The sequence below is a fragment of the Streptomyces sp. NPDC008001 genome (genome assembly GCF_042958085.1).
Taxonomy (GTDB): Bacteria; Actinomycetota; Actinomycetes; order Streptomycetales; family Streptomycetaceae; genus Streptomyces.
The window spans coordinates 314,679-339,779 of record NZ_JBIBIZ010000008.1 but is presented as its reverse complement, the minus strand read 5'-3'; the positions used below and the strand labels follow the sequence as shown (position 1 = coordinate 339,779).

The 25,101-nt window shown below is 74.9% G+C and carries 21 protein-coding genes; 10 read left to right on the top strand and 11 right to left on the bottom strand.

The features are described from left to right. Window positions 1–98 precede the first annotated feature (98 nt). The 3 genes from pucD to ACFZCD_RS22810 are packed head-to-tail and all read right to left on the bottom strand — an operon-like array spanning window position 99 to window position 3,867. Window positions 99–2,471: a xanthine dehydrogenase subunit D gene (gene pucD, locus ACFZCD_RS22820; RefSeq protein ID WP_391833639.1), complete on the bottom strand. Its 2,373-nt coding sequence runs from the start codon at window positions 2,469–2,471 to the stop codon at window positions 99–101. Further along, complete coding sequence (locus ACFZCD_RS22815) at window positions 2,468–2,989, bottom strand: (2Fe-2S)-binding protein (protein WP_391833637.1); 522 nt, start codon at window positions 2,987–2,989, stop codon at window positions 2,468–2,470. Before ACFZCD_RS22815 ends, pucD begins: the two co-directional genes overlap by 4 nt. Then, entirely contained in the window at window positions 2,980–3,867 is an 888-nt protein-coding gene (locus ACFZCD_RS22810; protein WP_391833635.1) for an FAD binding domain-containing protein, read from the bottom strand. Before ACFZCD_RS22810 ends, ACFZCD_RS22815 begins: the two co-directional genes overlap by 10 nt. A gap of 253 nt (window positions 3,868–4,120) precedes the next feature. On the opposite strand from ACFZCD_RS22810, the gene ACFZCD_RS22805 reads away from it, so the two are divergent. Together ACFZCD_RS22805 and ACFZCD_RS22800 are read left to right on the top strand one after the other, a co-directional pair. Continuing rightward, on the top strand, window positions 4,121–5,809 hold the full coding sequence (locus tag ACFZCD_RS22805; protein WP_391833633.1) for a PucR family transcriptional regulator: 1,689 nt from the start codon (window positions 4,121–4,123) through the stop codon (window positions 5,807–5,809). Between the two features lie 106 nt (window positions 5,810–5,915). Then, window positions 5,916–6,161, top strand: a complete 246-nt coding sequence (locus ACFZCD_RS22800; RefSeq protein WP_391833631.1) for a hypothetical protein — start codon at window positions 5,916–5,918, stop codon at window positions 6,159–6,161. On the opposite strand, the gene otr(A) is transcribed toward ACFZCD_RS22800, so the two are convergent. Continuing rightward, window positions 6,130–8,178 carry a tetracycline resistance ribosomal protection protein Otr(A) gene (gene otr(A), locus ACFZCD_RS22795; RefSeq protein WP_391833629.1) on the bottom strand — a complete coding sequence of 683 codons (2,049 nt, stop codon included), beginning with the start codon at window positions 8,176–8,178 and terminating at the stop codon, window positions 6,130–6,132. The two genes, ACFZCD_RS22800 and otr(A), sit on opposite strands and share 32 nt — an antisense overlap. Before the next feature lie 313 nt (window positions 8,179–8,491). Here otr(A) and ACFZCD_RS22790 point away from each other — a divergent pair, with 313 nt between their 5' ends. Further along, window positions 8,492–9,310, top strand: coding sequence for a hypothetical protein (locus ACFZCD_RS22790; protein WP_391834001.1), 819 nt, complete (start codon window positions 8,492–8,494; stop codon window positions 9,308–9,310). Between the two features lie 158 nt (window positions 9,311–9,468). Here the strand turns inward: ACFZCD_RS22790 and ACFZCD_RS22785 are convergent, their stop codons facing one another. Next, window positions 9,469–10,335: a GntR family transcriptional regulator gene (locus ACFZCD_RS22785; RefSeq protein WP_391833627.1), complete on the bottom strand. Its 867-nt coding sequence runs from the start codon at window positions 10,333–10,335 to the stop codon at window positions 9,469–9,471. Between the two features lie 117 nt (window positions 10,336–10,452). Here ACFZCD_RS22785 and ACFZCD_RS22780 point away from each other — a divergent pair, with 117 nt between their 5' ends. Further along, window positions 10,453–11,274, top strand: coding sequence for a (2Fe-2S)-binding protein (locus tag ACFZCD_RS22780; protein ID WP_391833625.1), 822 nt, complete (start codon window positions 10,453–10,455; stop codon window positions 11,272–11,274). Window positions 11,275–11,472: 198 nt separating this feature from the next. After that, window positions 11,473–12,516 (top strand): DUF2637 domain-containing protein, encoded by a 1,044-nt coding sequence (locus ACFZCD_RS22775; protein ID WP_391833623.1) that lies wholly within the window; start codon window positions 11,473–11,475, stop codon window positions 12,514–12,516. Window positions 12,517–12,551: 35 nt separating this feature from the next. Here the strand turns inward: ACFZCD_RS22775 and ACFZCD_RS22770 are convergent, their stop codons facing one another. Together ACFZCD_RS22770 and ACFZCD_RS22765 are read right to left on the bottom strand one after the other, a co-directional pair. Beyond that, window positions 12,552–12,983 (bottom strand): ATP-binding protein, encoded by a 432-nt coding sequence (locus tag ACFZCD_RS22770; protein WP_391833621.1) that lies wholly within the window; start codon window positions 12,981–12,983, stop codon window positions 12,552–12,554. Window positions 12,984–13,418: 435 nt separating this feature from the next. Continuing rightward, window positions 13,419–15,773: a protein phosphatase 2C domain-containing protein gene (locus ACFZCD_RS22765; RefSeq protein WP_391833619.1), complete on the bottom strand. Its 2,355-nt coding sequence runs from the start codon at window positions 15,771–15,773 to the stop codon at window positions 13,419–13,421. A 957-nt stretch (window positions 15,774–16,730) separates the two neighbouring features. Here ACFZCD_RS22765 and ACFZCD_RS22760 point away from each other — a divergent pair. Next, window positions 16,731–17,150 carry a winged helix-turn-helix transcriptional regulator gene (locus ACFZCD_RS22760; protein WP_391833617.1) on the top strand — a complete coding sequence of 140 codons (420 nt, stop codon included), beginning with the start codon at window positions 16,731–16,733 and terminating at the stop codon, window positions 17,148–17,150. A 53-nt stretch (window positions 17,151–17,203) separates the two neighbouring features. Further along, complete coding sequence (locus ACFZCD_RS22755) at window positions 17,204–17,689, top strand: DUF456 domain-containing protein (RefSeq protein ID WP_391833615.1); 486 nt, start codon at window positions 17,204–17,206, stop codon at window positions 17,687–17,689. Window positions 17,690–17,710: 21 nt separating this feature from the next. On the opposite strand, the gene ACFZCD_RS22750 is transcribed toward ACFZCD_RS22755, so the two are convergent. The 4 genes from ACFZCD_RS22750 to ACFZCD_RS22735 all read right to left on the bottom strand — a co-directional run bounded on the left by ACFZCD_RS22750 (window position 17,711) and on the right by ACFZCD_RS22735 (window position 22,484). After that, the gene (locus ACFZCD_RS22750; RefSeq protein WP_391833613.1) at window positions 17,711–18,298 is read right to left on the bottom strand and encodes a methylated-DNA--[protein]-cysteine S-methyltransferase; all 588 of its coding nucleotides are present in this window, start codon (window positions 18,296–18,298) and stop codon (window positions 17,711–17,713) included. Window positions 18,299–18,300: 2 nt separating this feature from the next. After that, a complete protein-coding gene (locus ACFZCD_RS22745) occupies window positions 18,301–19,866 on the bottom strand; it encodes an AlkA N-terminal domain-containing protein (RefSeq protein WP_391833611.1) in 1,566 nt (521 codons plus the stop codon). 160 nt (window positions 19,867–20,026) lie between these two features. Then, complete coding sequence (gene rsgA / locus ACFZCD_RS22740; RefSeq protein ID WP_391833609.1) at window positions 20,027–21,124, bottom strand: ribosome small subunit-dependent GTPase A; 1,098 nt, start codon at window positions 21,122–21,124, stop codon at window positions 20,027–20,029. Between the two features lie 184 nt (window positions 21,125–21,308). Further along, a complete protein-coding gene (locus tag ACFZCD_RS22735; RefSeq protein ID WP_391833607.1) occupies window positions 21,309–22,484 on the bottom strand; it encodes a YihY/virulence factor BrkB family protein in 1,176 nt (391 codons plus the stop codon). 230 nt (window positions 22,485–22,714) lie between these two features. Between ACFZCD_RS22735 and ACFZCD_RS22730 the strand changes: the two genes are divergently transcribed. The 3 genes from ACFZCD_RS22730 to ACFZCD_RS22720 all read left to right on the top strand — a co-directional run bounded on the left by ACFZCD_RS22730 (window position 22,715) and on the right by ACFZCD_RS22720 (window position 25,079). Then, window positions 22,715–23,971 carry a GAF domain-containing protein gene (locus tag ACFZCD_RS22730; RefSeq protein ID WP_391833605.1) on the top strand — a complete coding sequence of 419 codons (1,257 nt, stop codon included), beginning with the start codon at window positions 22,715–22,717 and terminating at the stop codon, window positions 23,969–23,971. Between the two features lie 316 nt (window positions 23,972–24,287). Then, the gene (locus tag ACFZCD_RS22725; protein ID WP_391833603.1) at window positions 24,288–24,869 is read left to right on the top strand and encodes a GNAT family N-acetyltransferase; all 582 of its coding nucleotides are present in this window, start codon (window positions 24,288–24,290) and stop codon (window positions 24,867–24,869) included. A 126-nt stretch (window positions 24,870–24,995) separates the two neighbouring features. Beyond that, entirely contained in the window at window positions 24,996–25,079 is an 84-nt protein-coding gene (locus ACFZCD_RS22720; RefSeq protein ID WP_353620284.1) for a putative leader peptide, read from the top strand. Window positions 25,080–25,101 lie beyond the last annotated feature (22 nt).

Below are 25,101 nucleotides of genomic sequence, written 5' to 3'. Positions count from 1 at the left end.
GGTTCGGCTGCACGACCCGGGGGACGGCCCGAGGCGACGGGACGGCACGTCACCGGCCGCTGGGGGGCGCGCGGCCGGTGGTGCCCTGCGGGGGACCCTCAGGTCCCGGTGAGGTGTTCGGGCCGCACCGGCACCCTGCCGAGCGGCAGCCCCGTGGCGGCCCGGATCGCCGCCACGACGGCCGGGGTGGCGGACAGCGTGGGGGCCTCGCCCGCGCCGCGCAGCCCGTACGGGGCGTGCTCGTCGGCGAGTTCGAGGATGTCCACGGGGATGGCGGGGGTGTCGAGGATGGTGGGGATCAGGTAGTCGGTGAAGGAGGGGTTGCGGACGCGGCCGTCCGCGGAGACGACGATCTCCTCCATGACCGCGAGGCCCAGGCCCTGGACCGTGCCGCCCTGTATCTGGCCGGTGACGGCGAGCGGGTTCATGGCCTTGCCGACGTCCTGCGCGCAGGCCAGTTCGACGACCTTGACGAGCCCGAGCTCGGTGTCGACGTCGACGACGGCGCGGTGGGCCGCGAAGGAGTACTGGACGTGGCCGTTGCCCCGGCCGGTGCGCAGGTCGAAGGGTTCGGTGGGCCGGTGCCGCCACTCGCGCTCGACGTCGACCGCCTCGTCCTCCAGGACGTCCGCGAGGGAGGCGAGGACCTCGCCCGCCTCGGTGGTCACCTTGCCGCCCTCCAGGAGCAGCCCGTCGTGCGCCCAGGCGGGGTGGGAGGCGCCGAACCTGGCGCGCCCGAGGGCGAGGACCTGCTCGCGCACGGCTCGGCAGGCGTGGCGGACGGCGCCGCCCGTGACGTAAGTCTGCCGGGAGGCGGACGTGGATCCGGCGGAGCCCACGCGGGTGTCGGCGGGCTGCAGGACGACCTGCGTGACGCCCAGTTCGGTGCGGGCGATCTGGGCGTGGACGGTCACCCCGCCCTGGCCCACCTCGGCCATCGCGGTGTGCACGGTGGCCACCGGCTGCCCGGCGGTCACTTCGAGCCGCACGCGCGCCGTCGAGTAGTCGTCGAAGCCCTCCGAGAAGCCGACGTTCTTTATCCCGACCGCGTAGCCGACGCCGCGGACCACGCCCTCGCCGTGAGTGGTGTTGGACAGGCCGCCCGGCAGGGCGCGCACGTCGGCCCCGCCTCCGGCGGTCTCCCAGGGCCGCTCGGGCGGCAGCGGCCGGGCCTTGACCCGGCGCAGCAGCTCGGCGACGGGCGCGGGGGCGTCGACGACCTGGCCGGTCGGCATGACGGCGCCCTGCGCCATGGCGTTGCGCTGCCGGAACTCCACCGGGTCCATCCCCAGCCGCTCGGCCAGCCGGTCCATCTGGGCCTCGTAGGCGAAGCAGGCCTGGACGGCGCCGAAGCCGCGCATCGCCCCGCACGGCGGGTTGTTGGTGTAGAGCGCGAGCGCCTCGGCGTCGACGTTGCCGACCACGTACGGGCCGACGGACAGGGAGGCCGCGTTGCCGACGACGGCCGGGGAGGAGGAGGCGTAGGCGCCGCCGTCGAGGACGATGCGCGCCTTCACGTAGAGGAGCCGGCCGTCGCTGCTCGCCCCGTGCTCGTAGTGGAGCCGGGCGGGGTGGCGGTGGACGTGGCCGAAGAACGACTCGAAGCGGTTGTAGACCATCTTCACGGGCCTGCCGGTGCGCAGCGCCAGCAGGCAGGCGTGGGCCTGCATGGACAGGTCCTCGCGCCCGCCGAAGGCGCCGCCCACGCCGGAGAGCGTCATGCGGACCTTGTCCTCGGGGAGGCCGAGGACGGGGGCGATCTGCCGCAGGTCGGCGTGGAGCCACTGGGTGGCGGTGTAGAGGTCGACGCCGCCGTCCTCGGCGGGCACGGCCAGCCCGGACTCCGGGCCGAGGAACGCCTGGTCCTGCATGCCCACTTCGTAGTCGCCGGTGACGACGACGTCGGCGCGGGCCGCGGCGGCGGCGACGTCGCCGCGGACGACGGGCTGCCGGTGGACGATGTTGGGGTGCGGGACGTGGGCGGCGTGGGCGTCGTCGCGGCCGGGGTGCAGGAGGGGCGCGCCGGGGGCGGTGGCGCTCTCCTCGTCGCTGACGACGGGGAGTTCCTCGTAGGCGACGCGGATCCGGGCGGCGGCGCGGCGGGCCGTCTCGGGGTGGTCGGCGGCGACGAGGGCGACGGGCTCGCCGTGGTAGCGGACGACGCCGTCGGCGAGGACGGGGGTGTCCTTGATCTCCAGTCCGTAGCGGGTCTCGGCGGGCAGGTCGTGGTACGTGAGCACGGCGTGGACGCCGGGGGTGGCGAGGGCCTCGGAGATGTCGGCGGACAGGATCCGGGCGTGGGCGTGCGGGCTGCGGAGGGTGAAGCCCCACAGCATGTCCTCGTGCCAGAGGTCGGAGGCGTAGGCGAACTCGCCGGTGACCTTGAGCGTGCCGTCGGGGCGGGGGACGGATTCACCGATGCCGCCGTGGGTGCCGGCGGCGAGGCCCGCGGGGGTGCGTGCGGTGGTCATCGGCCGCCCGCCTCTCCGGCGCGGCCGCCCGTCTCTCCGGCACGGGCGGCGGCTTCCCCGGTGCGGGCGGCCGCGAGGCGGACCGCGTCGAGGATGGCCTCGTAGCCGGTGCACCGGCACAGGTTGCCCGAGAGGGCCTCGCGGATGTCCGCGTCGGACGGGCCGGGGTTCCGCCGGATCAGCTCGTCGGCGGCGACGATCAGGCCGGGGGTGCAGAAGCCGCACTGGACGGCGCCCGCGTCGGCGAAGGCCTGCTGGACGGGCGAGAGTTCGCCGTCCGGGGCGAGCCCCTCGACGGTGTCGACCTCCCGCCCCTCGGCCTGTCCCGCGGCCACCAGGCAGGCGCACACCGGCAGCCCGTCGAGCCGGACCGTGCACGAGCCGCACTCGCCCTGTTCGCAGGCGTTCTTCGAGCCCGGCAGCCCGAGCCGCTCCCGCAGGACGTAGAGCAGGCTCTCGCCCTCCCACACGTCGTCGGCCTGCTGCGGGCGGCCGTTGACCGTGAAGTTCACGCGCACCGGACGTCCTCCTCCCTGCCTCGGTAGGCGTCCCACGTCCAGCCGAGCGTGCGGCGGGCCATGACGGCGACGGCGTGCCGGCGGTAGCGGGCGCTGCCGCGGACGTCGTCGATCGGATTGCAGGCCCCGGCGGCGAGCTCGGCGAACTGCCGGGCGGCGGAGGGCTGCAGGGGCCGGCCGGACTCCCAGAAGCCGCCCTCGTCCAGGACCGCGGCAAGGAAGTCCTCCGCGGCCCGGGCCCGGACCGGGGTGGGCGCGGCGGAGCCGATGCCGGTGCGCACCGTGCGGCTGCGCGGGTGCAGCGCGAGCGAGAACGCGCAGACGGCGATGACCATGGCGTTGCGCGTGCCGACCTTGGAGAACTGCTGGGGCCCGTCGGCCCGCGCGATCCGTACGGCCCGGATCAGCTCGTCGGGCGCGAGGGCGTTGCGCTTGACGCCGGTGTAGAACTCCTCGGCGGGGATCAGCCGGGTGCCGCGCACGGACTCGGCCTCCACCTGCGCGCCCGCCGCGAGCAGCGGCGGGTGGGAGTCCCCGGCGGGCGAGGCGGCGCCGAGGTTGCCGCCGACGCTGCCGCGGTTGCGGATCTGCGGCGAGCCGACGGTGTGCGCCGCGAGCGCGAGGCCGGGCAGCTCCGCCCGCAGCTCGTCCATGATCCGTGCGTACGGGACGGAGGCGCCCAGCCGGACCTCCTCCTCACCGGTCTCCCATTCGTACAAATCGCCGATGCGGTTCAGGTCCAGCAGGTACTCCGGACGGCGCTGATCGAAATTGATCTCGACCATCACGTCCGTGCCGCCCGCGATAGGGACAGCGGCCGGGTGCTCGGCCTTGGCGGCCAGAGCCTCCTCCCAGCTGCCGGGGCGCAGGAACTCCATGGGGTTCTCTTCTCGATCGGTCTCGCAGGCTCGTCCGAGGGGGGTGTCCGCGTGGCGGTTCCGGTGCGTTCCGCGGCCGTGCCGCACGCTGTGGGCCCAGTAGACCGAGCACCCGGCGGGGCGGTGCAGTCACCGAAACCATGAAGCGGTTGGCTGGCCGGAGCGCGCATCTTGTAGATTCGAACGAAAGACGGGGTGGGGAAACCTCACTGCATTCCACTGGTAACAACAAGACAGATCGGCGGCGACCACGATGCGGCTGCGCGCACTGCTGGAGACCGAAGCGCTGGGCCTCCGCCTGCTCGGCGGCGAGGACGAGCTGGACCGCTCGGTGCGCGGCGTGATGACGACCGACCTGCGCGACCCGAGCCGCTACCTCTCCGGCGGCGAACTGGTCCTGACGGGCCTCGCCTGGCGGCGGGAGCCGGAGGACTCCGAGCGCTTCGTCCGGATCCTCACCGGGGCGGGCGTGGCGGGGCTCGCGGCGGGCGAGGCCGAGATGGCCTCCATCCCGGACGACCTGATCCGCGCGTGCGCCCGGCACCGCCTGCCGCTGTTCTCGGTGAACGAGAACGTCTCGTTCGCCTCCATCACCGAGCACGTCGTCCGGCAGGTGTCGAGCGAGCGCGCCGGGGACCTGGCGGCCGTCGTGGACCGGCACCGCCGGCTGATGACGTCCGGCCCGGCCGGCGGCGGCCCCGAGGTCGTCCTCGACCTGCTCGGCTCCGACCTGGACCTGCGGGCCTGGGTGCTGTCCCCGACCGGCCGCCCCATCGCGGGCTCCTCGCTCGCGGGCGCCGGGCCCGAGCTGCCCTCCACGGTCAGCGCGGCCCTGGCCGGCGAGCACCTGGCCGCCGCGCGCACGGGCCGCCGCGGCCCGCACCGGGTGACGGTCGGCGGCGGTACGTACTCGCTGTTCCCCATCAGCCACAGCGGCCGCGCCCTGGCGGCCCGCGACGTGCGCGAGACGGTCCTGTCGGACTGGCTGCTCGCCGTCGAGGCCGACGCCGGGGACTGGTCGCCGGAGCGGCTCGACCTGCTCGACGGCGTCACCCAGCTCATCGCGGTGGAGCGGGACCGGCGCGATGCCGCCCGTACGGTCCGCCGCAGGCTCGCCCAGGAGGTCCTGGAGCTGGTCCAGGCCGGCGCGGCGCCCGCCGAGATCGCGGCCCGCCTGCGCGTCGCGGCCCCCGTCCTGCTGCCGGGCCTCGGCACGGCACCGCACTGGCAGGTCGTCGTGGCCCGCGTCGAGTGGGAGGACGGCGACATCCCCGGCGGGCCGGTCGCCCAGGCCCTGCTGGAGGAGATGCTGGTCGCCCCCGACGCCTCCGGGCCCGAGTCGTCCGACCGGATCGCCGTCGCCCACATGGGCGATGAGGCGGTGGCGCTGGTGCCGCTGCCCGCCGTGTCCGCGGGCGCGGAGGGCGGCGAGGAGGGCCGGGCCCCCGGCCTGCACGCGGACCGCATCCTCGCGGCCGTCCGCGAGCCGCTCTCCCGCGGCCTCGACGACGACGGCCGCCTCACCCTCGGCGTCAGCGCCGCCGTGCACTCGGCGGAGGGCCTGCGCGGGGCGCTGGAGGAGGCCCGGCACGCCCGCCGGGTCGCCGCCGCCCGCCCGGGCCGGGTGTGCGCGGCGGGCCACCAGGAGCTGGCCTCGCACGTCCTGCTCCTGCCGTTCGTCCCCGACGACGTCCGCCGCGCCTTCACGGCCCGCCTCCTGGACCCGCTGCGCGACTACGACCGCCGCCACCGCGCCGAGCTCATCCCGACGCTGGAGGCGTTCCTGGACTGCGACGGCTCCTGGACCCGGTGCGCGACGCGGCTGCATCTGCATGTGAACACCCTGCGCTACCGCGTGGGCAGGATCGAGCAACTGACGGGCCGGGACCTGTCGCGCCTGGAGGACAAGCTGGACTTCTTCCTGGCGCTGCGCATGAGCTGACGCGGAGGGCGGGAGCCGTACGCGGAAGGCGGGGGACGTACGCAGAAAGGAGGAGTCTCACCCAAGTGGGGTACGGCTCCTGCGGCAGGCGCGCATCATCACGGATATGAGTGAACCTGACGAGGTGTGCCCCGGCCCGCACGCCTTCTGCAAGGGATGCAGGGGGAGCGGCGACTACCACGCGGCCGTGCTCTACCTCGACCAGTCCCATCAGGGCGGCAACATGACGGGCGCTCACCTCTGCCAGTACTGCACGGGCCGCGGCTTCTTCTGCAAGCACCACCCGCCGTGCAGAGTGCTGCACGAGGACGACACTCCCGTCATCGGGCCGGACGTGCTGCCGCCGGTGTGACGGGCCGCCCCGCCGTCAGGTGCCGCGAGTACGCCGCGCGGTTGAGCGGGTTGCCGTCCGTGCGCGGGCGTTCCGGGGGAAGGCCCTGGTGGGGGCGGTCTTCGGCGGGGAAGGTCCACCAGAGGGCTTCGCCGCGGGTGAGGGCGGGGAGGCGGCGTTCGGCGGCGGGGGTGGCACGGGCCGGAAGCACGCCCTTGAGGAGGCACGTCTCCGGGTCCGCCTCCGTGTCGTGGATCTCGGCGCCGAGCCCCGCCAGCATCCCCGCAACGGCGCTCAGGGTGTCGGCGGGGGCCTCCAGTTCGTAGGCGTGGCAGGGTTCGTACACCGCCGTGCCCGCCTCGGCCAGGGCCGCCATCAGGACCAGTGGGGTGAGGCGGCGGAAGTCGGCGGCGGTGCTCACCGGTGCGGCGAAGCCGGAGCGGGTCAGGGTGACGGTGCAGTCGGTGACGGGCCAGCCGTGCAGGCCTTGGGCGAGGGTGCGGTGGACGGTCTCCTCGACGGCCCGGTCGAAGGCGAGGGGCAGGGCGCCCAGTTCGGTCTCGCGGCGGAAGACCGTGCCGGAGCCGGGGGCGCCCGGGCCGACGCGCAGGCCGACGGTGGCCCAGAAGGCGTGGCCGCCGTGCCGGCCGATCTCCTCGTACGCCTCGCCCGTGCCGGTGGGCCGCTCGCGGTAGACGGTGCTGCTGGGTTCGAAGACCGCGTCGACGCCGAACTCCCCGGCCAGCGTCGCCGCGATGATTTCCTTCTGCACCTCGCCGTAGAGCAGGACGGACGTGCCGCCGCCCGCCGGGAGGGCGCGGGTGCCGATGAGCGGGTCCTGGTCGGCGAGCGCGGCGAGGGCGCCGTGCAGCCGGGCCGCGTCCTCGGGGCATACGGGCCGGACCACGGTCTCCAGGCTCGGCGGGGCGAAGTGGGGGTGGTGCTCGCCGTCGCGCGCGGGGCCGAGGCGGTCGCCCACCCTGACTTCCGGCAGACCGCGGATCCGGGCGATGTCACCGGCCGTGGCGCGGCGCCGCACCGACCCCGGCGGGCCGGTCTCGACCGCCGCGAGGGACGTGACGCGGCCGGTGTGCTCCTTGTGGCTGCCGTCGGGCTCCCGCCGGTGGAGCGTGATGCGGTCGCGCTCCGACACCGCGCCGGAGAAGAGGCGCAGATAGGCGGTCTTCTCCCCGGACGGCCCGCGGTCGACGGCGAAGACCGTGCCGGTGGTCTCCGGGCCGGCGCAGCGCGCGGGCGGAAGGTAGCGCACCATGCCGCCGGCGAGGTCCGCCACGCCCTGGCCGGAGAGGGCGGAGCCGAAGTAGACGGGGTGCACGTGCCCGTGCGCGGTCTGCCGGGCGAGCGTCTCCCGCAGTTCCGGAGCCGTGACGGGCCGGTCGTCGACGAGTTTCGCGAGCAGCGCGTCGTCGTGCTCGGCCAGCGTCTCGGCCATCGCCCGGCAGAAGGCGGCGTCCTCGTAGGAGCCGGGGACGGTGCGGGCGCCGGGGGTGCCGATGCCGCGGACGGTGGCCATGGGCACCACGTACGGCGTCAGGCGCCGGCGGACGGCGGCGAGCGTCTCCGCCTCCCGCGCCCCCGGACGGTCGGTCTTGTTGACGAAGAGGAGGGTGGGCAGGCGCAGCCGCCGCAGCGTCTTCATCAGCACGCGCGTTTGCGCCTGCACACCTTCCACGGCGGACAGGACGAGCACCGCGCCGTCGAGGACACCCAGGGCGCGTTCGACCTCGGCGATGAAGTCGCTGTGGCCGGGGGTGTCGACGAGGTTGACGCGCAGGCCGCCGACGCGGAAGGGCGCGACGGCGGTGCGGATGGTGATGCCGCGGCGGCGTTCGAGCTCACCGCTGTCGGTACGGGTGTCGCCCGCGTCGACGCTGCCGAGCCGGCCGATGGCACCGGCGTCGAAGAGCAGGCGCTCGGTGAGGCTCGTCTTACCCGCGTCGACGTGCGCGAGGATGCCGACGTTCAGGACGGGCTGCGCGGGCAGGGTGAACCCGGAGAGCAGAGTGTGCGGAAGCAATGAAGTCCTCGGGAACGGTAGTCCGGTCAGGGCACAGGAGGTTTCCGAGGCTCTGGCGCATGGTCCGTCTCTCCCGACGCGTGGACTTCCGTGGCGAGCAGGGCCCGCAGTGCGTGCCGGATCGCCGTGCGGCGATCCTCCCAGCCGTCCGCCGGCCGGGGCGAACGATTTTCTGCAATGATCGCCGGAAGAGCATTTGTGAATTGATTCACACCTGACCCTTGGCCGGGCCCGTCTCTTCGTGCTGAGATGCGGTCACGGCTGCTTCCAGCTCAACGGCGCGCTTGGGGAGGGCACTGTGGCGGACACCGCCATGCGTAATGCGGGGTTGCCGGAGCCGAGGGGACCGCAGGGGCCGGACCCGCACGGTGCGGACCCACGGGGGGACGACCCGCTGGAACGGGCCGTGTGGCGGCTGCGGTCACGCGCCTGCTGGGACGACGCCGCGGCCTTACTCGCGCCGCGCGCCGCCGCCGAGCCGGGGCCCGCGCTGCAGCGGACGGCGGTCCTGACCGAGCGGTGCATGTTCACCGGGGAGGGCTGGGGAGACGCCGAGGACGCGCTGCGGGCGGCGGAGGCCCTGGCCACGGACGACGAGGAACGGGGGGCGGCGGCCTGCGAGCGCGGCCATCTCGCCTACGCGTCCACGCTCCTGGGCGTCCGCGACCGGGCCGACGAGGCCCGCTCCGCCCTGGGCAGGGCCGCGGCCCTGCTCGCCCCGGGGTCGCCCACGCGCCCCCTGCTCCACTTCCGCCGCGGCCTGATCGCCCAGCACCTGTCGGACAACCCGTCCGACGCGACGGCCGCCTTCCAGCGGGCCCACGCCGGGGCGACGGCACAGGGGCAGCGCCTGCTGCTCTCCTTCACCTGGCGGCACGTGGCGGCCATGGCCGAGCACGAGGGCAAGCTCTCCGAGGCGCGGTACGGCTTCGCGGAGTCGCTCCGCATCCGGGAGGAGCTGGGCTATCTCGTCGGCATCGCGCCGGCGCTGGCCTCGCTCGCCGCCGTCCTGGACGACCCCGGCGAGGCGGCCCGGCTCCGGGAGGAGGCCGGCCGGCTGGTCCGGCTGCTCGGCGGCGTCCCGGGCTGGCTGGCGGAACAGCTGGCCCCGGCGGCCACGACTCCGGAGTGAGCTGACGCGGGGCGGCCTGACGCGGGGCGAGCCCGCCTGACCCGGTGCGTTCCGCCCCGAGCCCTCTTCGGGGCTGCCCCTGGGCCGCCCCGAAAGGACCTACCCGCGGTCCGGGCCGCCCCGGCCACCCGCCCCGCACGAGCTCCGCCCCGCCACCCTCACTCCGCTCCCGCGAAGTGCTCGAAGTGCGCCCTCACCAGGGCCTCGGCCCGTTCCGCGTCCTGCGCGCACAGCGCCTCCAGCAGCGCCAGGTGTTCGGCGGCGTCGGCGACGAGGTCGGCCGCGCGGGGCGGGCGCCCGGGCACCGGCGCCCACTGCGCGCGCCGGTGGAGCTCGTCGGCGACGGCGACCAGCTGGCGGTTGCCCGCGAGGGCGAGGAGCGCGCGGTGGAAGGCGCGGTCGGCGTCGGCGTAGAGGGCGAAGTCCCCGGTGGCCGCGGCGGAGCAGGCGGCCTCGGCGAGCGGGCGGAGCCCGGCCCAGCCGGCGGCCGGGACCGTACGGACGAGCCGCAGCAGCGCCGGGACCTCCAGCATGGCGCGCACCTCGGCGAGCTCGGCCAGATCGCGCGCCGTGCGCGTGGCGACACGGAAGCCGCGGTTGGGGACGACCTCGACGGCGCCCTCCAGGGCGAGCTGCTGCATGGCCTCCCGGACGGGCGTGGCGGAGACGCCGAAGCGCTCGCCGAGGGCGGGGCCCGAGTAGACCTCGCCCGGTATCAGCTCGCCGCTGACGAGGGCCTTGCGGAGGGCGGTGAGCACCTGGCCGCGCACGGAATGGCGCTGCGGCATCCTGCGTGCGGGAGCGTGCGCGGGGGCGGCCACGGGGGCCGCGCACTCCGGATATCCCTGCTCTGCGTGGACGTGCTCGCCGCGGGCCTCTTCGCCGTGCACGCCGACCCGGCTGCCGCGGCCGCTGCCGGCGGGAGCACCGCCCCGGACAGCCGCTCCGCGGCCGGCGGCCTGCGCCGGCACCTCGGCGAAGAGCCTCGCGTCCGGCGGCGCAGCGTGGGATCTTCCCTGCTCCATTGGGGTCCTCCTGATGTCCTTTCTGAACCATAGGCGGCCCCACGGACAGTTCAAACCCCGATCAACCGGGGTAAGGTAAGCCTAACCTGCAGAACGATCGCGATTCGGTGGTCCCGCATGACGTCCGGCCCGACCGCATCACAGCCGCTCACGGACGCCTACACCCGCCTCGCCGAGGTCTGTACGGACCTGACCCTGACGGCCGGGCCGCCCCGCACCGGCGAGGGCTGGCTGACCGCCGCGGGGCTCGCGGAGGGCGGCGCCGGGCTGGACGCCTTCCTCGCCTGGGACGACGAGCAGATCCTGCGCACGTACGGGGAACGGGCCCGCCCCGACGTGGTCGCGAGCTTCGGCCTGCACCGCTACGCGTGGGCGTCCTGCCTGCTCCTCACCGTCCCGTGGTTCCTGCGGCGCAGAGTGCCGCGACTGCCTCCCGAGGCCGTTTCCTTCCATCGCGCCCGGGGCCTGCTGACGGCCTCCGCAAAGGAATTCACCTGCCTGCCCGGCGATCCGGCGGCGGAACTGCCGGGCGCCCGGACAGCTCCTTGCGAAGAGGCGCTGCGCGCGGAACTGCGCGCCGCAGTGGCCGCGCATTTCGCGCCCGTTCTGGACGGCTTCAGGCCGCGGATGCGGCGCGGGCCGCGGGCCCTGTGGGGCATGGTGACGGACGAACTGGCCGAATCCTTGTGGTATGCGGGACAACTGCTCGGTGAGGACGAACGCGTGCGCCGCGAACTGGAGCTGCTGCTCCCGGGGGTGACGCCGCCGTACGTCGGTGGCGCGGCCTTCCGGATGCTTACCGGCCGCCTGGGAGAGCCGATCCCGACCCGTGACCGGGCGAGTTGCTGCCTCTTCTACACCTTGCGTCCACAGGACACCTGTACGACCTGCCCGCGCACGTGCGACACGGAACGGGTACAGCGGCTATCCGTAAGCTGACCGACCTCACACCACTCGATCGAGTGATGCAAAGGGAACGCAATTCCCTCTTCGCTGAACGGCGTTCGAATTTCTTCGCACCTATCCGTATGCCGTTGCCCTCCATTGGCAGGCAGTTGGCGTGAAACCCCTTGGCGAACGGACCGATTCCGACAGGATGGCGCGCGAAAGGCCGTACAGCTATGCAAGGGACGCAAGATGAGAGTGACCGATATACCGCTGAATTGGATGCTCCCCTGTGTCGTGGCGCTCGCCGGGGTCGTGGTGGCGGTGACGGTGCTCGCACGCGGCCGGCACGGCACGGACGACGCGGGGGGCGGCTCGGACTCCTGGGAGCGCAACGAGGAGCGCAGACGCCGCAAGGAGGCCATCTACGGAAGCGCCTCGTACGTCCTCCTGTTCTGTTGTGCCGCGGTGGCCGCCGCGCTCTCCTTCCACGGCCTCGTGGGCTTCGGGCGGCAGAACCTGGGGCTCACGGGCGGCTGGGAGTACCTGGTGCCCTTCGGTCTCGACGGGGCCGCCATGTTCTGCTCGGTGCTGGCGGTGCGCGAGGCGAGCCACGGCGACGCCGCGCTCGGCTCCCGGATGCTCGTGTGGACCTTCGCCAGCGCGGCCGCCTGGTTCAACTGGGTGCACGCGCCGCGGGGCCTGGACCACGCGGGCGCGCCGCAGTTCTTCGCCGGGATGTCGCTGTCGGCGGCGGTCCTCTTCGACCGCGCGCTCAAGCAGACGCGCCGGGCCGCCCTGCGCGAACAGGGCCTGGTGCCCAGGCCGTTGCCGCAGATCCGCATAGTCCGCTGGCTACGGGCGCCGCGCGAGACCTTCGGCGCCTGGTCGCTGATGCTCCTGGAGGGCGTCCGCTCGCTGGACGAGGCCGTGGAGGAGGTCCGCGAGGACAAGCGGCAGCGGGCGCAGGCCAGGGCCCGCAGGAGGGAGGCCGGCAAGCTGGAGCGCGCGCGGCTCAAGGCGTACAACCGCCAGAACCGCGTGTGGGGGCGGGTCCGGGGCGGCCGGCAGGTCGAGGTGGGCGGGCCCGCCGTGCCGGGCCCCGCGCAGCCGGCGCAGATCGGTTCGGACCCTTCCATAGTCGACCAGGGACAGCTTCCCGTCCGCGCCCGGCCGCTGCAGGCGGTCGGCGGCCCTGATCCGATCGACCTCACCGCCGAGGACGACACCCAGGCGATCCCCCGCCTGGACTCGCTCGAGGCGAAGCTCGCCCAGATCGAGCGGCAGTTCGGCTGACGCCCCCGGGCCCTGGGTCGTCGCACGGCGGCGGTTCAGGGCTCCTGGGCGGCCAGCTCGAACCAGACCGACTTCCCCACGCCGTGGGCGCGGACGCCCCAGCCGTCCGAGAGGGCGTGGACGAGCAGCAGCCCCCGCCCCGAAGTGGCGGCCTTTTCGGCGTCGTTCAATTCCGGAACGGCATCCTTCTCCTTCTCCCTGCTCGTGTTCTCCCTGCTCGTGACCGCATTGCCCATGACCGGCCCGATGTCCGTTCCCGGGCCGCGCAGCGCGGGATGGCCGGGCATGAAATCCCGCACCTCCACCCGCAGCCGCCCCCTCGCCGGCGCGAGCACGCCGCTGAGCACCGCCTTCACCACGACGCCCCCGTCGGTGTGCACCAGCGCATTGGTGACGAGCTCGCTCGTGAGCAGCTCGGCGGTCTCCGCACGGCCCGGCGCTCCCCAGTGAGCCAGGAGACGGCGCAACTCGGTCCGGACTTCCCGGACACCGGTGAGATCCCGGCGTCGTATCCTTCTTTCGAAACGCGGCCCGGAATGCGCCGCACTGCCGGCGTCTCCGCCCCTGTGGTCCGTACGGCCCTCCCGGTCTCCCGCGCACCTCTCCGTGCCCGTCCGGTCTGCTGCCTGCCGTTTCATCCTCCCTGCCCCGACCCCTCCCCGGCGTCCCGGCCTCGAACACGCTCGCGCTCACTCACCGCAATGCATGCCCCGCACCGCCCGGGGCGACTCCTGTTGAGCCATCAACATGGCAATGCGACCGAAATCCCGGAGCCTCTTGCGCGGCTCGCGAATATGCCATGGGCGTGCGGCCGTTCAGAGGTTTGCGGGGAGTTGCAAGGAATGGGAAAGGGCCGGGCGGGGCGGTGACATCGTCACCGCCCCGCCCCGGAAATCGCCCGGCTACGCCTCCCAGAGCGCGCACGCCGTACGGTCGTCGGCGTATCCCTTCACCCGCAGCTGGGTGTCCGCGAGGAACGCCGCGAGCCCCGGCGGCCGCCCGCCCGCCCAGCGCTCGGCCAGGCGGCCGCCCAGCTCCGGCTCGCCGCGCATCGGATCGGCCAGGCCCGCCGTGCACACCATCAGGGTGTCCCCCGGCCGCGCGACGGACGCCCGGAAGCGGAAGGGCTCGCCCGGCACGGCCACCTCCTCGGGCTCGACGGGCGGGGTGAGGCCCGGCGTGGGGATGCCGAGGTCCACCGTCATCGTGTCGGCGGGCGCCGCGCCGTAGCCGATGACCGGCTCTCCCGTGCGCTCCGGCGGCGCGTCCGGCTCCAGGTCCTGCCACACGCCGTCGCGGAGGCGGAACAGACCGCCCGCACCGACGCCGAAGAACACCCGCGTGCGGCACTGCGGGTCGGCGGTCAGCAGCAGGCAGCGGACCGTCGCGGCGTACTCTCCGGGCCGCAGCCCCAGCTCGGCGGCGCGGGCGCGCAGCCGGCCGTAGGAGCGGTCGGTGAGCCGGTGCAGGCCCGACTTGAGCTCGCCGCGCCGGCCGCCCCGGATGTCGTCGGCCAGCCGGGCGTGGCTGCGGCCGACGGCCCCGGCCAGCCACCTGCAGGCGTCCCGCGCCGCACGGGGCGCCACGTCCGTGCCGCGCAGGCCGCTGGCCATCGCGACGAACAGCAGTGCGCTGTCCCCTTCCCCGAAGCGCGCCGTCAGCAGGGAGTCCCGCCGGGGCTCGCCGCGGTAGCGCGCGGAGTCGCCGCGCAGCGACAGGGCGCGCAGGGTGACGGCGCCGTACTGCGCGCCGTCCAGGACCGTGTCGGGCACGAGGCCGTCCAGGTCCTGGGGATCGGCGGGGGGCCAGGCGGTCGGCTCGGCGTCGTAGGTGGGCGGCCGCTCGCCCACGTACTCCGCCGCCCGGGGCGCCCGGGGGGCCGGCTGCGGGGGCGCCGCGAGGGGGTGCCGCCGGGGCGGCGTCGACTCGCGGGAGACGACGGGCGGGCGGGACGCCGGTTCGAGGGACGCCGCCTGCGCGGCGGGCTCGCCGGTGTCGTCGGGCTCCAGGGACTCGAGGAACTCGGCGTCGTCGTCGCCGGGCGGGGCGATGCGGGCCGGCTGGGTGCTCCGCGGCACGACCTCTGCCGTCCGGGCGGGGCTCGTCGCGGGAGCCGGCTTCGCCGGCACGACCGGTGGGAGGAACTGCCCGGCGAGCTCCGGGCGCTGCTGGGCCGGGATCCCGGAGAACCGGGGGCGCTCGTAGGGCTCGGGCGGGGCGGGGGGCGTGGGTGGCGTGGGTGGCTCCAGTTGCTGCGGGGGCTCCGGCTTGGGGGGCCTCGGCGGGCGTACGGGGCGCTCGGTCCGCACCGGCCTGGTCGGCCTTTCGAGCCGTCCGGTGCGCCTCAGCCGCTCGGGCCTGTCCGGTGACTCCGGGCGGCCGGAGCGCTCCGGCGGCTCCGGCTCGTGCTCGTCCATCCGCTCGTAACCGTCCTGCAGCTCGCGCCGGCCGGACCGCGCGGGCGGGGCGGGCCGGGCCGGGGCTTCCGGCGGGGTGAGACGGTCGGGGAGGCGGGTGCGGTCCGGGCTGCCGGGAGAGGCCTCATTGCCTGCACTGCCGGGGCGGTCGGCGCCCTCCCCCGTGCCGCCGGGGCGTTCGTCAGTGCGTTCGCCGGTGGCGGCCTCCGCGTCGGCAGAACGGTCCGAGGGGTCAAGGCTGTCCGGGAGCTCAAGGCTGTCCAGGAGGGCGGTTTCCTCAAGGCCGGTTTCCGCTTCCGTACGGTCAGGAGGTTCCGTTTCCGTACGGTCAAAGGCTTCCGGACCGCCGGAGCCGTCCGTTCCCTTGCCGCCGCCCGCCAGTCCGGCACGCTCCGAACGGCCGGGGCGGTCCGCAGTGCCCGGGCGGTCCGCAGTGCCGGGGCGGTCCGCGTCCTCGGAACGGTCCCGGTCCTCGGCGCGGCCCGGACGGGCGGGGCGGGCCGGGCGGGTCGTACGGCCGCCGCCGAAGAAGAGGTCAGCGCCCTCGCAGCGGTCCGTCCGTTCGGAGCGGCTCGGGCGCTCGGAGCGCGCCGGGGCCGCCGGCTCCTCCCGCCCGACGGGCCCGCGCGGGGCGGCCGGCCGCTCCGGCCTCGCCCGCCGGACGGGCGCGGGCGGCCCGGACGCTCCCATGGATCCCGGCGGCTGAGCCGCTCCGGCCTCGCGGCCGGGCCGCTCCCGGGGATCCTTCCGCTCCGGGGCCTCGGGCCGCCGGGACCGCCCCTGCGGTTCCGGCGCTTCCGCCCGCTCCGGCCGCTCCGTGCGCTCCGGCTGCCGCGGCACTTCGGACGTTCCCTGCGGGCCGGATTTCCCGGGCTTCGGTTTCCGCCACTTCTGCGGTTTCTCCAGGAGATCCGGCAGGAGCCCCGCACTGTGCAGGTCCGGCGGTTTCGGGATCCTCGGCAGGGGGACCCGGGCCGCCCGGCCGGACACGGGCCCGTCGGCCAGGCGCTCGGCTCCCGACGGCGGAGGCGGCGGCGTGAATTCGGAACGCCCCGGCACCGCTCGCGCCCGCGGCGCCCCGTATCCCTGCGGCAGCGAAGGAAGCCCGCTCGGAGGGACGGCGACCGGATCCGGGGGCCGCGGCGGATCAGGAGGCTCGGCTCTGGGTGCCCTCACCGTCCTCTGCGCCCGTTTCGGCCGTTCACCGCAGGGCTCCGCCCTCACCACCGCCGAGGCCGAGGTGAATCGCTCGTCGAGACTGCTGTCGTCTCCGGCGGCGGTTCCGATGTCCGGTGCATTCTTGTCGTACAACTCGCCCCACCAGGCGTCCTCTTGGCCGGTGTGCGGGTCCCCCTGCTGGCTCATGCCCTTATTGTCCATACTCTTGGGCATACGGGAAGAGTGCACGGCGGACCTCACCCGGGGATGATGACCGAGTCGAAAAGCGGTCGCGGGGAGGGATGTCGTGTGCTTGGCGTCATAAGACCGGAAGGGCCTTCCGCAGTCCGGGAGATGAACCGCTGCGGGGGGACGGGAAAGGAACCGCAGCAGTCCGCTGGACACCATGGTGTGGAACTGGTGACGGGAGCACGCGCTGTTGACGAACGACTCCTGCACATACACCGCGGGGCGGCCGTGGAAATATGCGCGCTGCTGGCGGGAAGACCATCCGCTTCGTCTGACACAGGCTCCGGCATACCCCGCCGCACCGTCGTCGAACGTGACGGGCTCGGCGCGCTGCCGGAATGCGGGGATCCGGCCCTGATACGGGTCGCCGACCGCATTCCGGCCGAACTGGTGATTGCCGACCGAGCAGTTGCCCTGCTCCCACTCACCCCCCGCACCACGGGACTCACCGCGCTCGGCGAGCTGCCCGAGCCGGCTGCGCTGCTCGTTCACCGGGGCCCGCTGCTCGCCTCGCTGGTGAATCTGTTCGAGGACATCTGGAACGAGGCCCTCCCCGTACGGGTCTGTGCGGACGCCGCCCGGCGGAGAGCGGTGGACGGCCCTCCCGCCGGGCCCGACGCGCTCGATCTGGAGGTGCTCTCGCTGCTGATGGGCGGGCTGACCGACGCGAGCGTCGCCAAGCAGCTCGGGCTGGGCCTGCGGACCGTGCAGCGCCGGGTGAAGCGGCTGATGGAGCTGGCCGGGGTGACGACCCGGCTGCAGCTGGGCTGGCACGCGGCCGCGTACGGCTGGACGACGGCTGCCCGCTGACCCCGGCCGCCCGTCCGGGAGCGCCGCCGCCCGCCTTCCGGCAACCTGGGTCCATGGGGACGTGGCAGCTGCTCCTGGTCGGCCTCGTGATGCTCCTCGGCCTGCTCGGCGTCGTCACTCCGGGGGTGCCGGGTCCGCTGATCGTCTGGGCCGGCGTGCTGTGGTGGGCGATGACCGACCGGACCGGTGCGGCCTGGGCGGTGCTCGCGGGGGCGACGGGGGTGCTGCTGCTGGAGCAGGCCGTCAGCTGGCTGCTGCTGCCGCCCCGCCGCCTCAAGGGCGCGGGCATCACGCGCCGCGCCTTCCTCGTGGCGGGGATCGCCGGGATCGCCGGTTTCTTCGTGATCCCGGTGCTCGGTGCGGTCCCCGGCTTCGTCGCCGGGATCTACGGGGTGGAGCGGCAGCGGCTGGGCGGGCACGGCGCGGCCCGGGCCTCGACGCGGAACGTGATGCGGGCGCTGGGCACGAGTGTCCTGGTGGAGCTGTTCGCGTGCCTGCTGGTGGCGGGCGCGTGGATCATCGTGGTGGCACGGGGCTGAGCCGGGGCGGGCGGCCTGCGCTCACCCTGCGGGCGCCGGGTCGGTGACGCCTTCCAGAGCCAGCAGCACGCGCTTGCGGTCCAGGCCGCCCGCGTAGCCGGTCAGGGAGCCGTCCGCGCCGATCACCCGGTGGCAGGGCCGCAGCACGAGCAGGGGGTTGGCGCCGATGGCCCCGCCCACCGCGCGGACCGCGGCCCGGGAGGCGCCGATCCGGGCGGCGATCTCGCCGTAGGTGGTGGTGGCACCGTAGGGGACGGTGTCGAGGGCGTCCCAGACGCGGCGGCGGAATTCCGTGCCCTCCACGGCGAATTCGAGGCCGAAGCGCTCGGCTTCCCCGGCGAAGTAGGCGGTGAGCTGCCGCTCGGCCTCGGCGAAGGCAGCGTGGTCGCGCTGCCAGTGCGGCGCCGGGACGGGGGCGTTCTTCTGGCCCGGTACGGAGAGGGAGGCGACGGCGGTGCCGCCGGGGGCGGTGGCGGAGGGGCGTCCGGTGACGAGGAGCGGGCCCAGGGGGCTGGCGATCTCGGTGTAGAGCGTGGTCAGGGGCGCGGTCACGGTCACTGCGGGCGTGGTCAGGGGCTCGGTCGTGCTCAGGGGCGCAGGCGTGGTCATGGTCAGGAGTCCTTGCGGGTGCGGGTGGCGGCGGGGCCGGCATGGGTGGGTCCGGCAGGACGGGCAGAGCCGGCGTCTTCGGGACCGGGGTCCGTATCGCGGGCGTCGGTTCCGGCGTCGGCGTCGGCGGCCGCCTGCCGGAGGTGGTGGAGGGCGTACGAGCGCCAGGGGCGCCAGGCTTCGGCGGCGCCGGGCTCCGCGCCGAGGACGGCGAGGCCGCGGCGAGCGCCGCCGTCGGTGGGCAGGAAGACGTCGGGGTCGCCGAGGACCCGCATGCGGAGGTAGCCGGCCGTCCACGGGCCGACGCCGGGGAGTGCGAGGAGGGCCTGGGCGGCCCGGTCGCGGTCGGCGCCGGGGTCCAGGCGGACGGTGCCGTCGGCGAGGGCGGTGGCCGTGGCGCGCAGGGCGTGCTTGCGGGCGTCGGGCAGGCCGAGGTCGTCGAGGGCGGCGTCGGCGAGGGTGCCGGGGTCGGGGAAGAGGTGCGTGAGGCCGCCGTCGGGCGTGGGCAGGGGCTTGCCGTAGGCGGCGACGAGGTCCGCGCCGAGGCGGACCGCGGCGGCGGTGGTGACCTGCCGGCCGAGCACGGCCCGTACGGCCAGCTCCTCGCCGTCCGCGGCGCCGGGCGAGCGCAGCCCGGGGCGGGCGGCGACGAGCGGGCGCAGCAGCGGGTCGGCGCCGAGCCGTTCGGCGACGGCGTAGGGGTCGGCGTCGAGGTCGAAGAGGCGGCGTACGCGCTGGACGGCGGTGGCGAGGTCGCGGGGGTCGGTGAGGTGGAGCCGGCAGTCGAGCCACGCGCCGTGCCGGCCGCCCGCGGGGCGGGGTTCGCGGACCTCGGCGACGCCGGTGCCGTAGGGCAGCCGCAGGGTGCGGCGGTAGAGCCGGGAGCCGGGGGTGCCGAGGACCTCCTCGACGCCGGGGACGGCGCGCCGCTGCAGGAAGCCGAAGATCTCGCGGGCGGCGTACGGGCCGCGGTGGGCCAGGCGCAGCGGGATGCCGGCGCCGCTCTGCCGGGGGGCCTTGCGGGCGCGCAGGCCGCTGGGAGTGTCGGCGTAGATCTCGCGGATGGTGTCGTTGAACTGCCGCACGCTCGCGAAGCCCGCGGCGAAGGCGATGCCGGTGACCGGCATGTCCGTGGTCTGCAGGAGGACGCGGGCGGTGTGGGCGCGCTGGGCCCGGGCGAGGGCGATGGGGCCGGCGCCGAGCTCCTGGGTGAGCTGGCGGTGCACCTGGCGGGCGCTGTAGCCGAGGCGGGCGGCGAGGCCCGCGACGCCTTCGCGGTCGACGACGCCGTCGCCGATGAGCCGCACGGCGCGGCCGACGAGGTCGGCGCGGACGTTCCACTCGGCGGAGCCGGGGGCGGCGTCGGGCCGGCAGCGGCGGCAGGCGCGGTAGCCGGCGCCCTGGGCGGCGGCGGCCGAGGGGTAGAAGCGGACGTTCCGGCGCTTGGGGGTCACGGCGGGGCAGCTGGGACGGCAGTAGATGCCCGTGGTCTTCACGGCGAGGAAGAACTGGCCGTCGAAGCGGGCGTCTCTGCTGTGGACCGCCTGGTAGCGGGACTCGTCGTCCATGGGTCCAGTCTGCGGGATCGCTGCGCTTGCCACTGGCGGGAATCGGACGGGGGCTTCGCCCCCCTGTCCTTGCCCTCAAGCGCCGGACGGGCTTGATTTTTCCGAGCCGTCCGGCGCTTGAGCGCTTGAGTACCGGGGTCCGGGGCGGGGCCCCGAAGCGTCAGCGGACCGGGCCCCGCTTCCGTGCGGCGCTCTCGCGGCCCTCCGCGGACCTCCGCTTCCAGTCGCGCCGCATCTCCGCCCGCAGCCGCGCGTCGGTGCGGGAGGCGATCCACGCGTTCTCGCGCAGCAGCTTGCGGTAGCTGTCGAGGCGGCGCTGGGCGAGAGCGCCGCCGGCGACCGCCGCCAGCACGGCGCAGCCCGGCTCGCCGGCGTGCCCGCAGTCGTGGAACCGGCAGCGCGCGGCGAGCTCCTCGATCTCGGCGAAGGCCTGTGCGACGCCGCCCTCCGCGTCCCACAGGCCGACGCCGCGCAGGCCCGGCGTGTCGATCAGGACGCCGCCGGAGGGCAGCCGGAGCAGGTTGCGGGTGGTGGTGGTGTGGCGCCCCTTGCCGTCCCGGTCGCGGGCGGCGTTGACGTCCTGGACGTCCTCGCCGACGAGGGCGTTGGCCAGGGTGGACTTGCCGGCGCCGGACTGGCCGAGCAGCACGGAGGTGCCGCTGGCCAGGGAGGCGGCGAGGACGTCGAGGCCCTCGCCGGTCTCCGAGCTGACGGCGAGCACCTGCGCGCCCGGCGCCGCGGCCTCGGTGTCGGCGAGGAGGTGCCCCAGCGTGGCGGGGTCGGGCACGAGGTCGGCCTTGGTGAGGACGACCAGCGGCTCGGCACCGCTCTCCCACGCGAGGGCGAGGAACCGCTCGACGCGGCCCAGGTCCAGCTCGACGGCGAGCGAGACCGCGATCACGGCGTGGTCGACGTTGGCGGCGAGGATCTGGCCCTCGGAGCGCCCGGACGACGTGGACCGTACGAAGGCGGTGCGGCGGGGCAGCAGGGCGAGGACGTAGCCGCGGGCGGAGTCGACGGCGGCCCAGTCGCCGGTGCACATGACGGCCAGCGGGTCGCCCGTGGTGACGAGGGCGGCGTCGGCCTGCACGGTGCGGGTGCCGGAGCCGTCCGGTGCGGGGACGACGACGTCGCAGCGGCCCCGGTCGACGCGGACGATGCGGCCGGGGGCGACGCCCTCGGCGGCGTGCGGGGCGTAGCTGTCAGCGAACCCTTCGTCCCAGCCGTAGGGGGCGAGAGGGTGGGAGAGCGAACTCAAGACGGTGTTCCTTCACGGAGGAGGAGATGGAGGTGATCGACGTCTGGGTGCGGGCCGTGACAGTCATCGGTCCTCGCCTCCTCTCCGTACGTCCTTGCGGACACGCGTCTTTCGCGTGGGGTGAGCTTAGGTGGGGCGGGCGGGCGTGCGCGAAGGGTTTTTCGCGCTCGTCGTCGCGCGCTGCTCAGTCGCGCCGTTTGGCGTGCTTCGGGTGGTGGGTCTCCTTCTGGAGCCGGGAGCGGACGTCCTCCGGGGGCAGGAACTGGGCCCAGCGCTCCGGGAACTCCGAGGGCGGCTCGCGGTCCTGGCCGATGACGCCCTCGTCCGGGGCGTCCTCGTCGAGGTCGTCGGCCAGGCTCGCCTCCAGGGCGCGGGCCGCGCGCTCGGCCGCCTCCTGCGCCGCCGCGGCGGCCCGCAGCCGGTCGACGTCGGCGCGTGCGGCGGCGGTGGCGACCGACGGCCACACCCGGTCGAGCGCGGCGTTGACGGCCGCGCCGACGAGCACCGCGAAGGCCGAGACGCCGATCCACAGGAGGACGGCGACGGGCGCGGCGAGGGACCCGTAGATGGTCGGGCCCTCCACGGTGTGGGAGAGGTAGATGCGCAGCAGGAAGCTGCCGAACACCCACATCGTCAGTGCGACGAGCGCCCCGGGAATGTCCTCCTGCCAGGGCGAACGGACGGGCACGGAGACGTGGTAGAGGGTGGTGAGGAAGACGATGGACAGCAGGATGACGACGGGCCAGTAGAGGAACCGCACCACGTCGGCGCTCCACGGCACGACGTCCACGACGGCCTCGGGCCCGGCGACCATCAGGGGCAGGGCCACCGCTCCGATCAGGAGGGCGACGACGTAGAGGAGGAAGGCGAGCAGGCGGGTCCGGACGATGCCGCGCTTGCCCTCCAGCCCGTACATGATCGTGATGGTGTCGACGAAGACGTTGACGGCGCGGGAGCCGGACCACAGGGCGATGGCGAAGCCGACGGAGATGACGTCGGGGCGGCCCTTGGTGACGTCCCGCAGCAGGGGCCGGGCGATCTCGTTGACGCCCTTGTCGCTGAGGACGGTCGCGGACGCCTTGAGGATGTTCTCCTGGATGGAACCGATGGTGTTGGTGCCGGTCCACGCGTCCAGGTAGCCGAGCAGGCCGAGGAGGGCGAGCAGCAGCGGCGGCAGGGAGAGCAGGGTGAAGAACGCGGCCTCCGCCGCGAGCCCGGTCACGCGGTATTCGATGCAGGAGTTGACGGTGTCCTTCAGAAGGAGCCACGCCATCCTGCGTTTCGAGACATTTCGGTACAGGACGCGAGCCCTGTGCAGCCGACCGGCCCGACGCCCCGGTGTTTCTTTTGCTGCCTGCACGCTCTAACCGTATCCGCCCTGGACATGCCTGGTCGCACTGCTGCCGAACGGGCGGGCGACGGGGGCGGGAAAAGCGTCCGGTGGAGGGTGATGCTGCGCCGACTCGGCACCACCCTCCGGCCGCTCCCCTTCACCATCCGCCCGCCGCGCGGGCGCGCGCAACGGTTGCATGGAGTTGCAATCCTGCGGATGCCCCCGCGGGCGGGGCCGCGGGACGGCACCATGGCAGCGTGAACCGCGGAACCACCGACGAGGCCCTGCTGCCGGCCGTCCGGGAGGCCTGCCTGGACGGCACGCGTCCTCCGGCGCCGCCGCGCCCGGTGATCGGGCAGTCCTGGCGCCGGGTCCGGCTGCGCGGGGTCGACCCCGAGGCGGGCGGTTCGTCCCCGCCGCTGGCGGCCGAGGAGGTCGAGCAGCGGCGACGGCGCTCGCCCCTCGGCGGGCTGCTCCTGCAGCTGCACGAGGGTCTCGGGTCGGTGGTGGACGTCGAGCGGCACCTGATGGCCGTCACGGACGCCGAGGGCCGGGTGCTGTGGCGGCAGGGGAACCGGGGCGTGCTGCGCAGCGCCGACCGGCTCGGCTTCGACGTGGGGGCGTCCTGGGCGGAGGAGCTGGTGGGCACGAACGGCATCGGCACGTCCCTGGTGGAGCGGCGGCCGGTGCAGGTGCGGTCGGCCGAGCACTTCGTCCGCACGCACCACGCGTGGTCGTGCGCGGCGGCCCCGCTGCACGATCCGCGCGACGGGCGGCTGCTGGGCGTGCTGAACGTGAGCGGCCCGGCGTCGGTCTTCAACCCGGCCACGCTGCCGCTGGTCACGGCGGTCGCCAAGGTGGGCGAGGGCGAGCTGCGGGCCCGGCACTGGGAGTCGGTGGAGCGGCTGCGCGCGGTGGCGGCGCCGATGCTGGCCCGGGTGGCCGGCCGGGCGCTGGTGGTCGACCGCGACGGCTGGGCGGCGGCGGTGACGGGCATGGGGCCGGTCGGCCGGGTGGCGCTGCCCAAGTCCGTCCAGGCGGGGCGGGTGTGGCTGCCGTCGCTCGGGCTGTGCTCGCTCGCGCCGCTGCCGGACGGCTGGCTGGTGCGGGTGGAGGAGGCGGCCCGCGCGGAGCTCGTGCCGAGCCGCGTGGTGCTGGACCTGCGGGGGCCGCGGCGCTGGACGGTCACGGTCTCGGGCCCGGCGGGCGAGTGGTCGCAGGAGCTCAGCCCGCGCCATGCGGAGCTGCTGTACGTGCTGGCCCGGCATCCCGGGGGACGGTCCGCGGCGGAGCTCGCGGCGGACCTGTTCGGGGACGCGTCCCGGACGGTGACGGTACGGGCGGAGATGTCGCGGATGCGGCGGACGCTGGCGGGGGTGCTGGGGCATCGTCCGTACCGCTTCGCGGAAGGCGTCGACGTCCGGCTGCTGGCCCCGCCCCACGCGGCGGACCTCCTCCCGGCGTCAACGGCCCCGGCGATCCTGGCCACCCGAACGACCCGCCCTCCGGGCTAGGGGCCGGCGGGATTGCTTTGCGCCGGCCCCCGTCGCAAGGCACCCGGTTTTTCCCGCCGCAACGGCGAGAAGCCACTGCGGTGGGGCCCGGCGGTGCCGTGCGGCGCGCGCTGCCCGGCCGGGGTGCTCGGTCGGCCGCGGGTCACGTGTGGCTGGTCGCGCAGTTCCCCGCGCCCCTTACGGGGCGGGACCACCCGGTCACGGTGACCAGTCGCCGAGCACCGCTGCGACGGCACCGGCGACCGGGGACCACACGAGCCCCCGGGTGCGCGCAGGCCCCGACCGCCCCCGGCGGTCGTCATGGTTGGCTGGGGGCATGAGCAATCGCACGGTTTCGGTGACCACCTGGTCCATGGAGCAGACCTCCTCCGCCGACCTCATCCCCGTCCAGGAACCGGACGCCGCGTCCGGCATCCGGATCGTCCGGTCCGAGGTGCCCTCGCCCGAGTTCAGCCGTTTCCTCTACACGGCCGTCGGCGGCGACGTGACCTGGCTGGACCGGCTGCCGTGGAGCCACGAGCGGTGGCGCGCGCACCTGGAGCGGCCCGGGGTCGAGACCTGGGTGGCGTACGACCATGGGACACCGGCCGGCTACATAGAACTGGAGGCCCAGCCCGAAGGGACGGTGGAGATCGTCTATTTCGGGCTGATCCCGGCGTTCCGCGGCCGCCGCATCGGCGGCCACCTGCTGTCGTACGGCACTGCGCGGGCCTGGGACCTGGCGGAGCGGTGGGAGGGCCTGCCGCCGACGAAGCGGGTGTGGCTGCACACCTGCAGCCTGGACGGCGAGCACGCGGTCGCCAACTACGAGCGCCGCGGCTTCCGCGTGTTCGCGACGAAGACCGAGGAGCAGCCGGAGGCCGCCCCGCCCGGCCCGTGGCCGGGCGCCCACGCCTGAGAACAGCGGGCAAAAGCGAGCGGCGGCACGCCGCAACCGACGAACCCGTCCCACTCTCCGGGACGGGTTCGTCCACATTACGGACAATGGTGGACTGGCCCGATCAGGCCGTGCCACGCTGCCGTCATGTCCGGAGCTGGAATCGTCTTGGTGAGTCGGCGTCACGTCGACCTCGTCCGCGTGTCCAGCGCCATCTGTCCGGCGGGCTGACGTCTCAGCACCAGCACTGCCG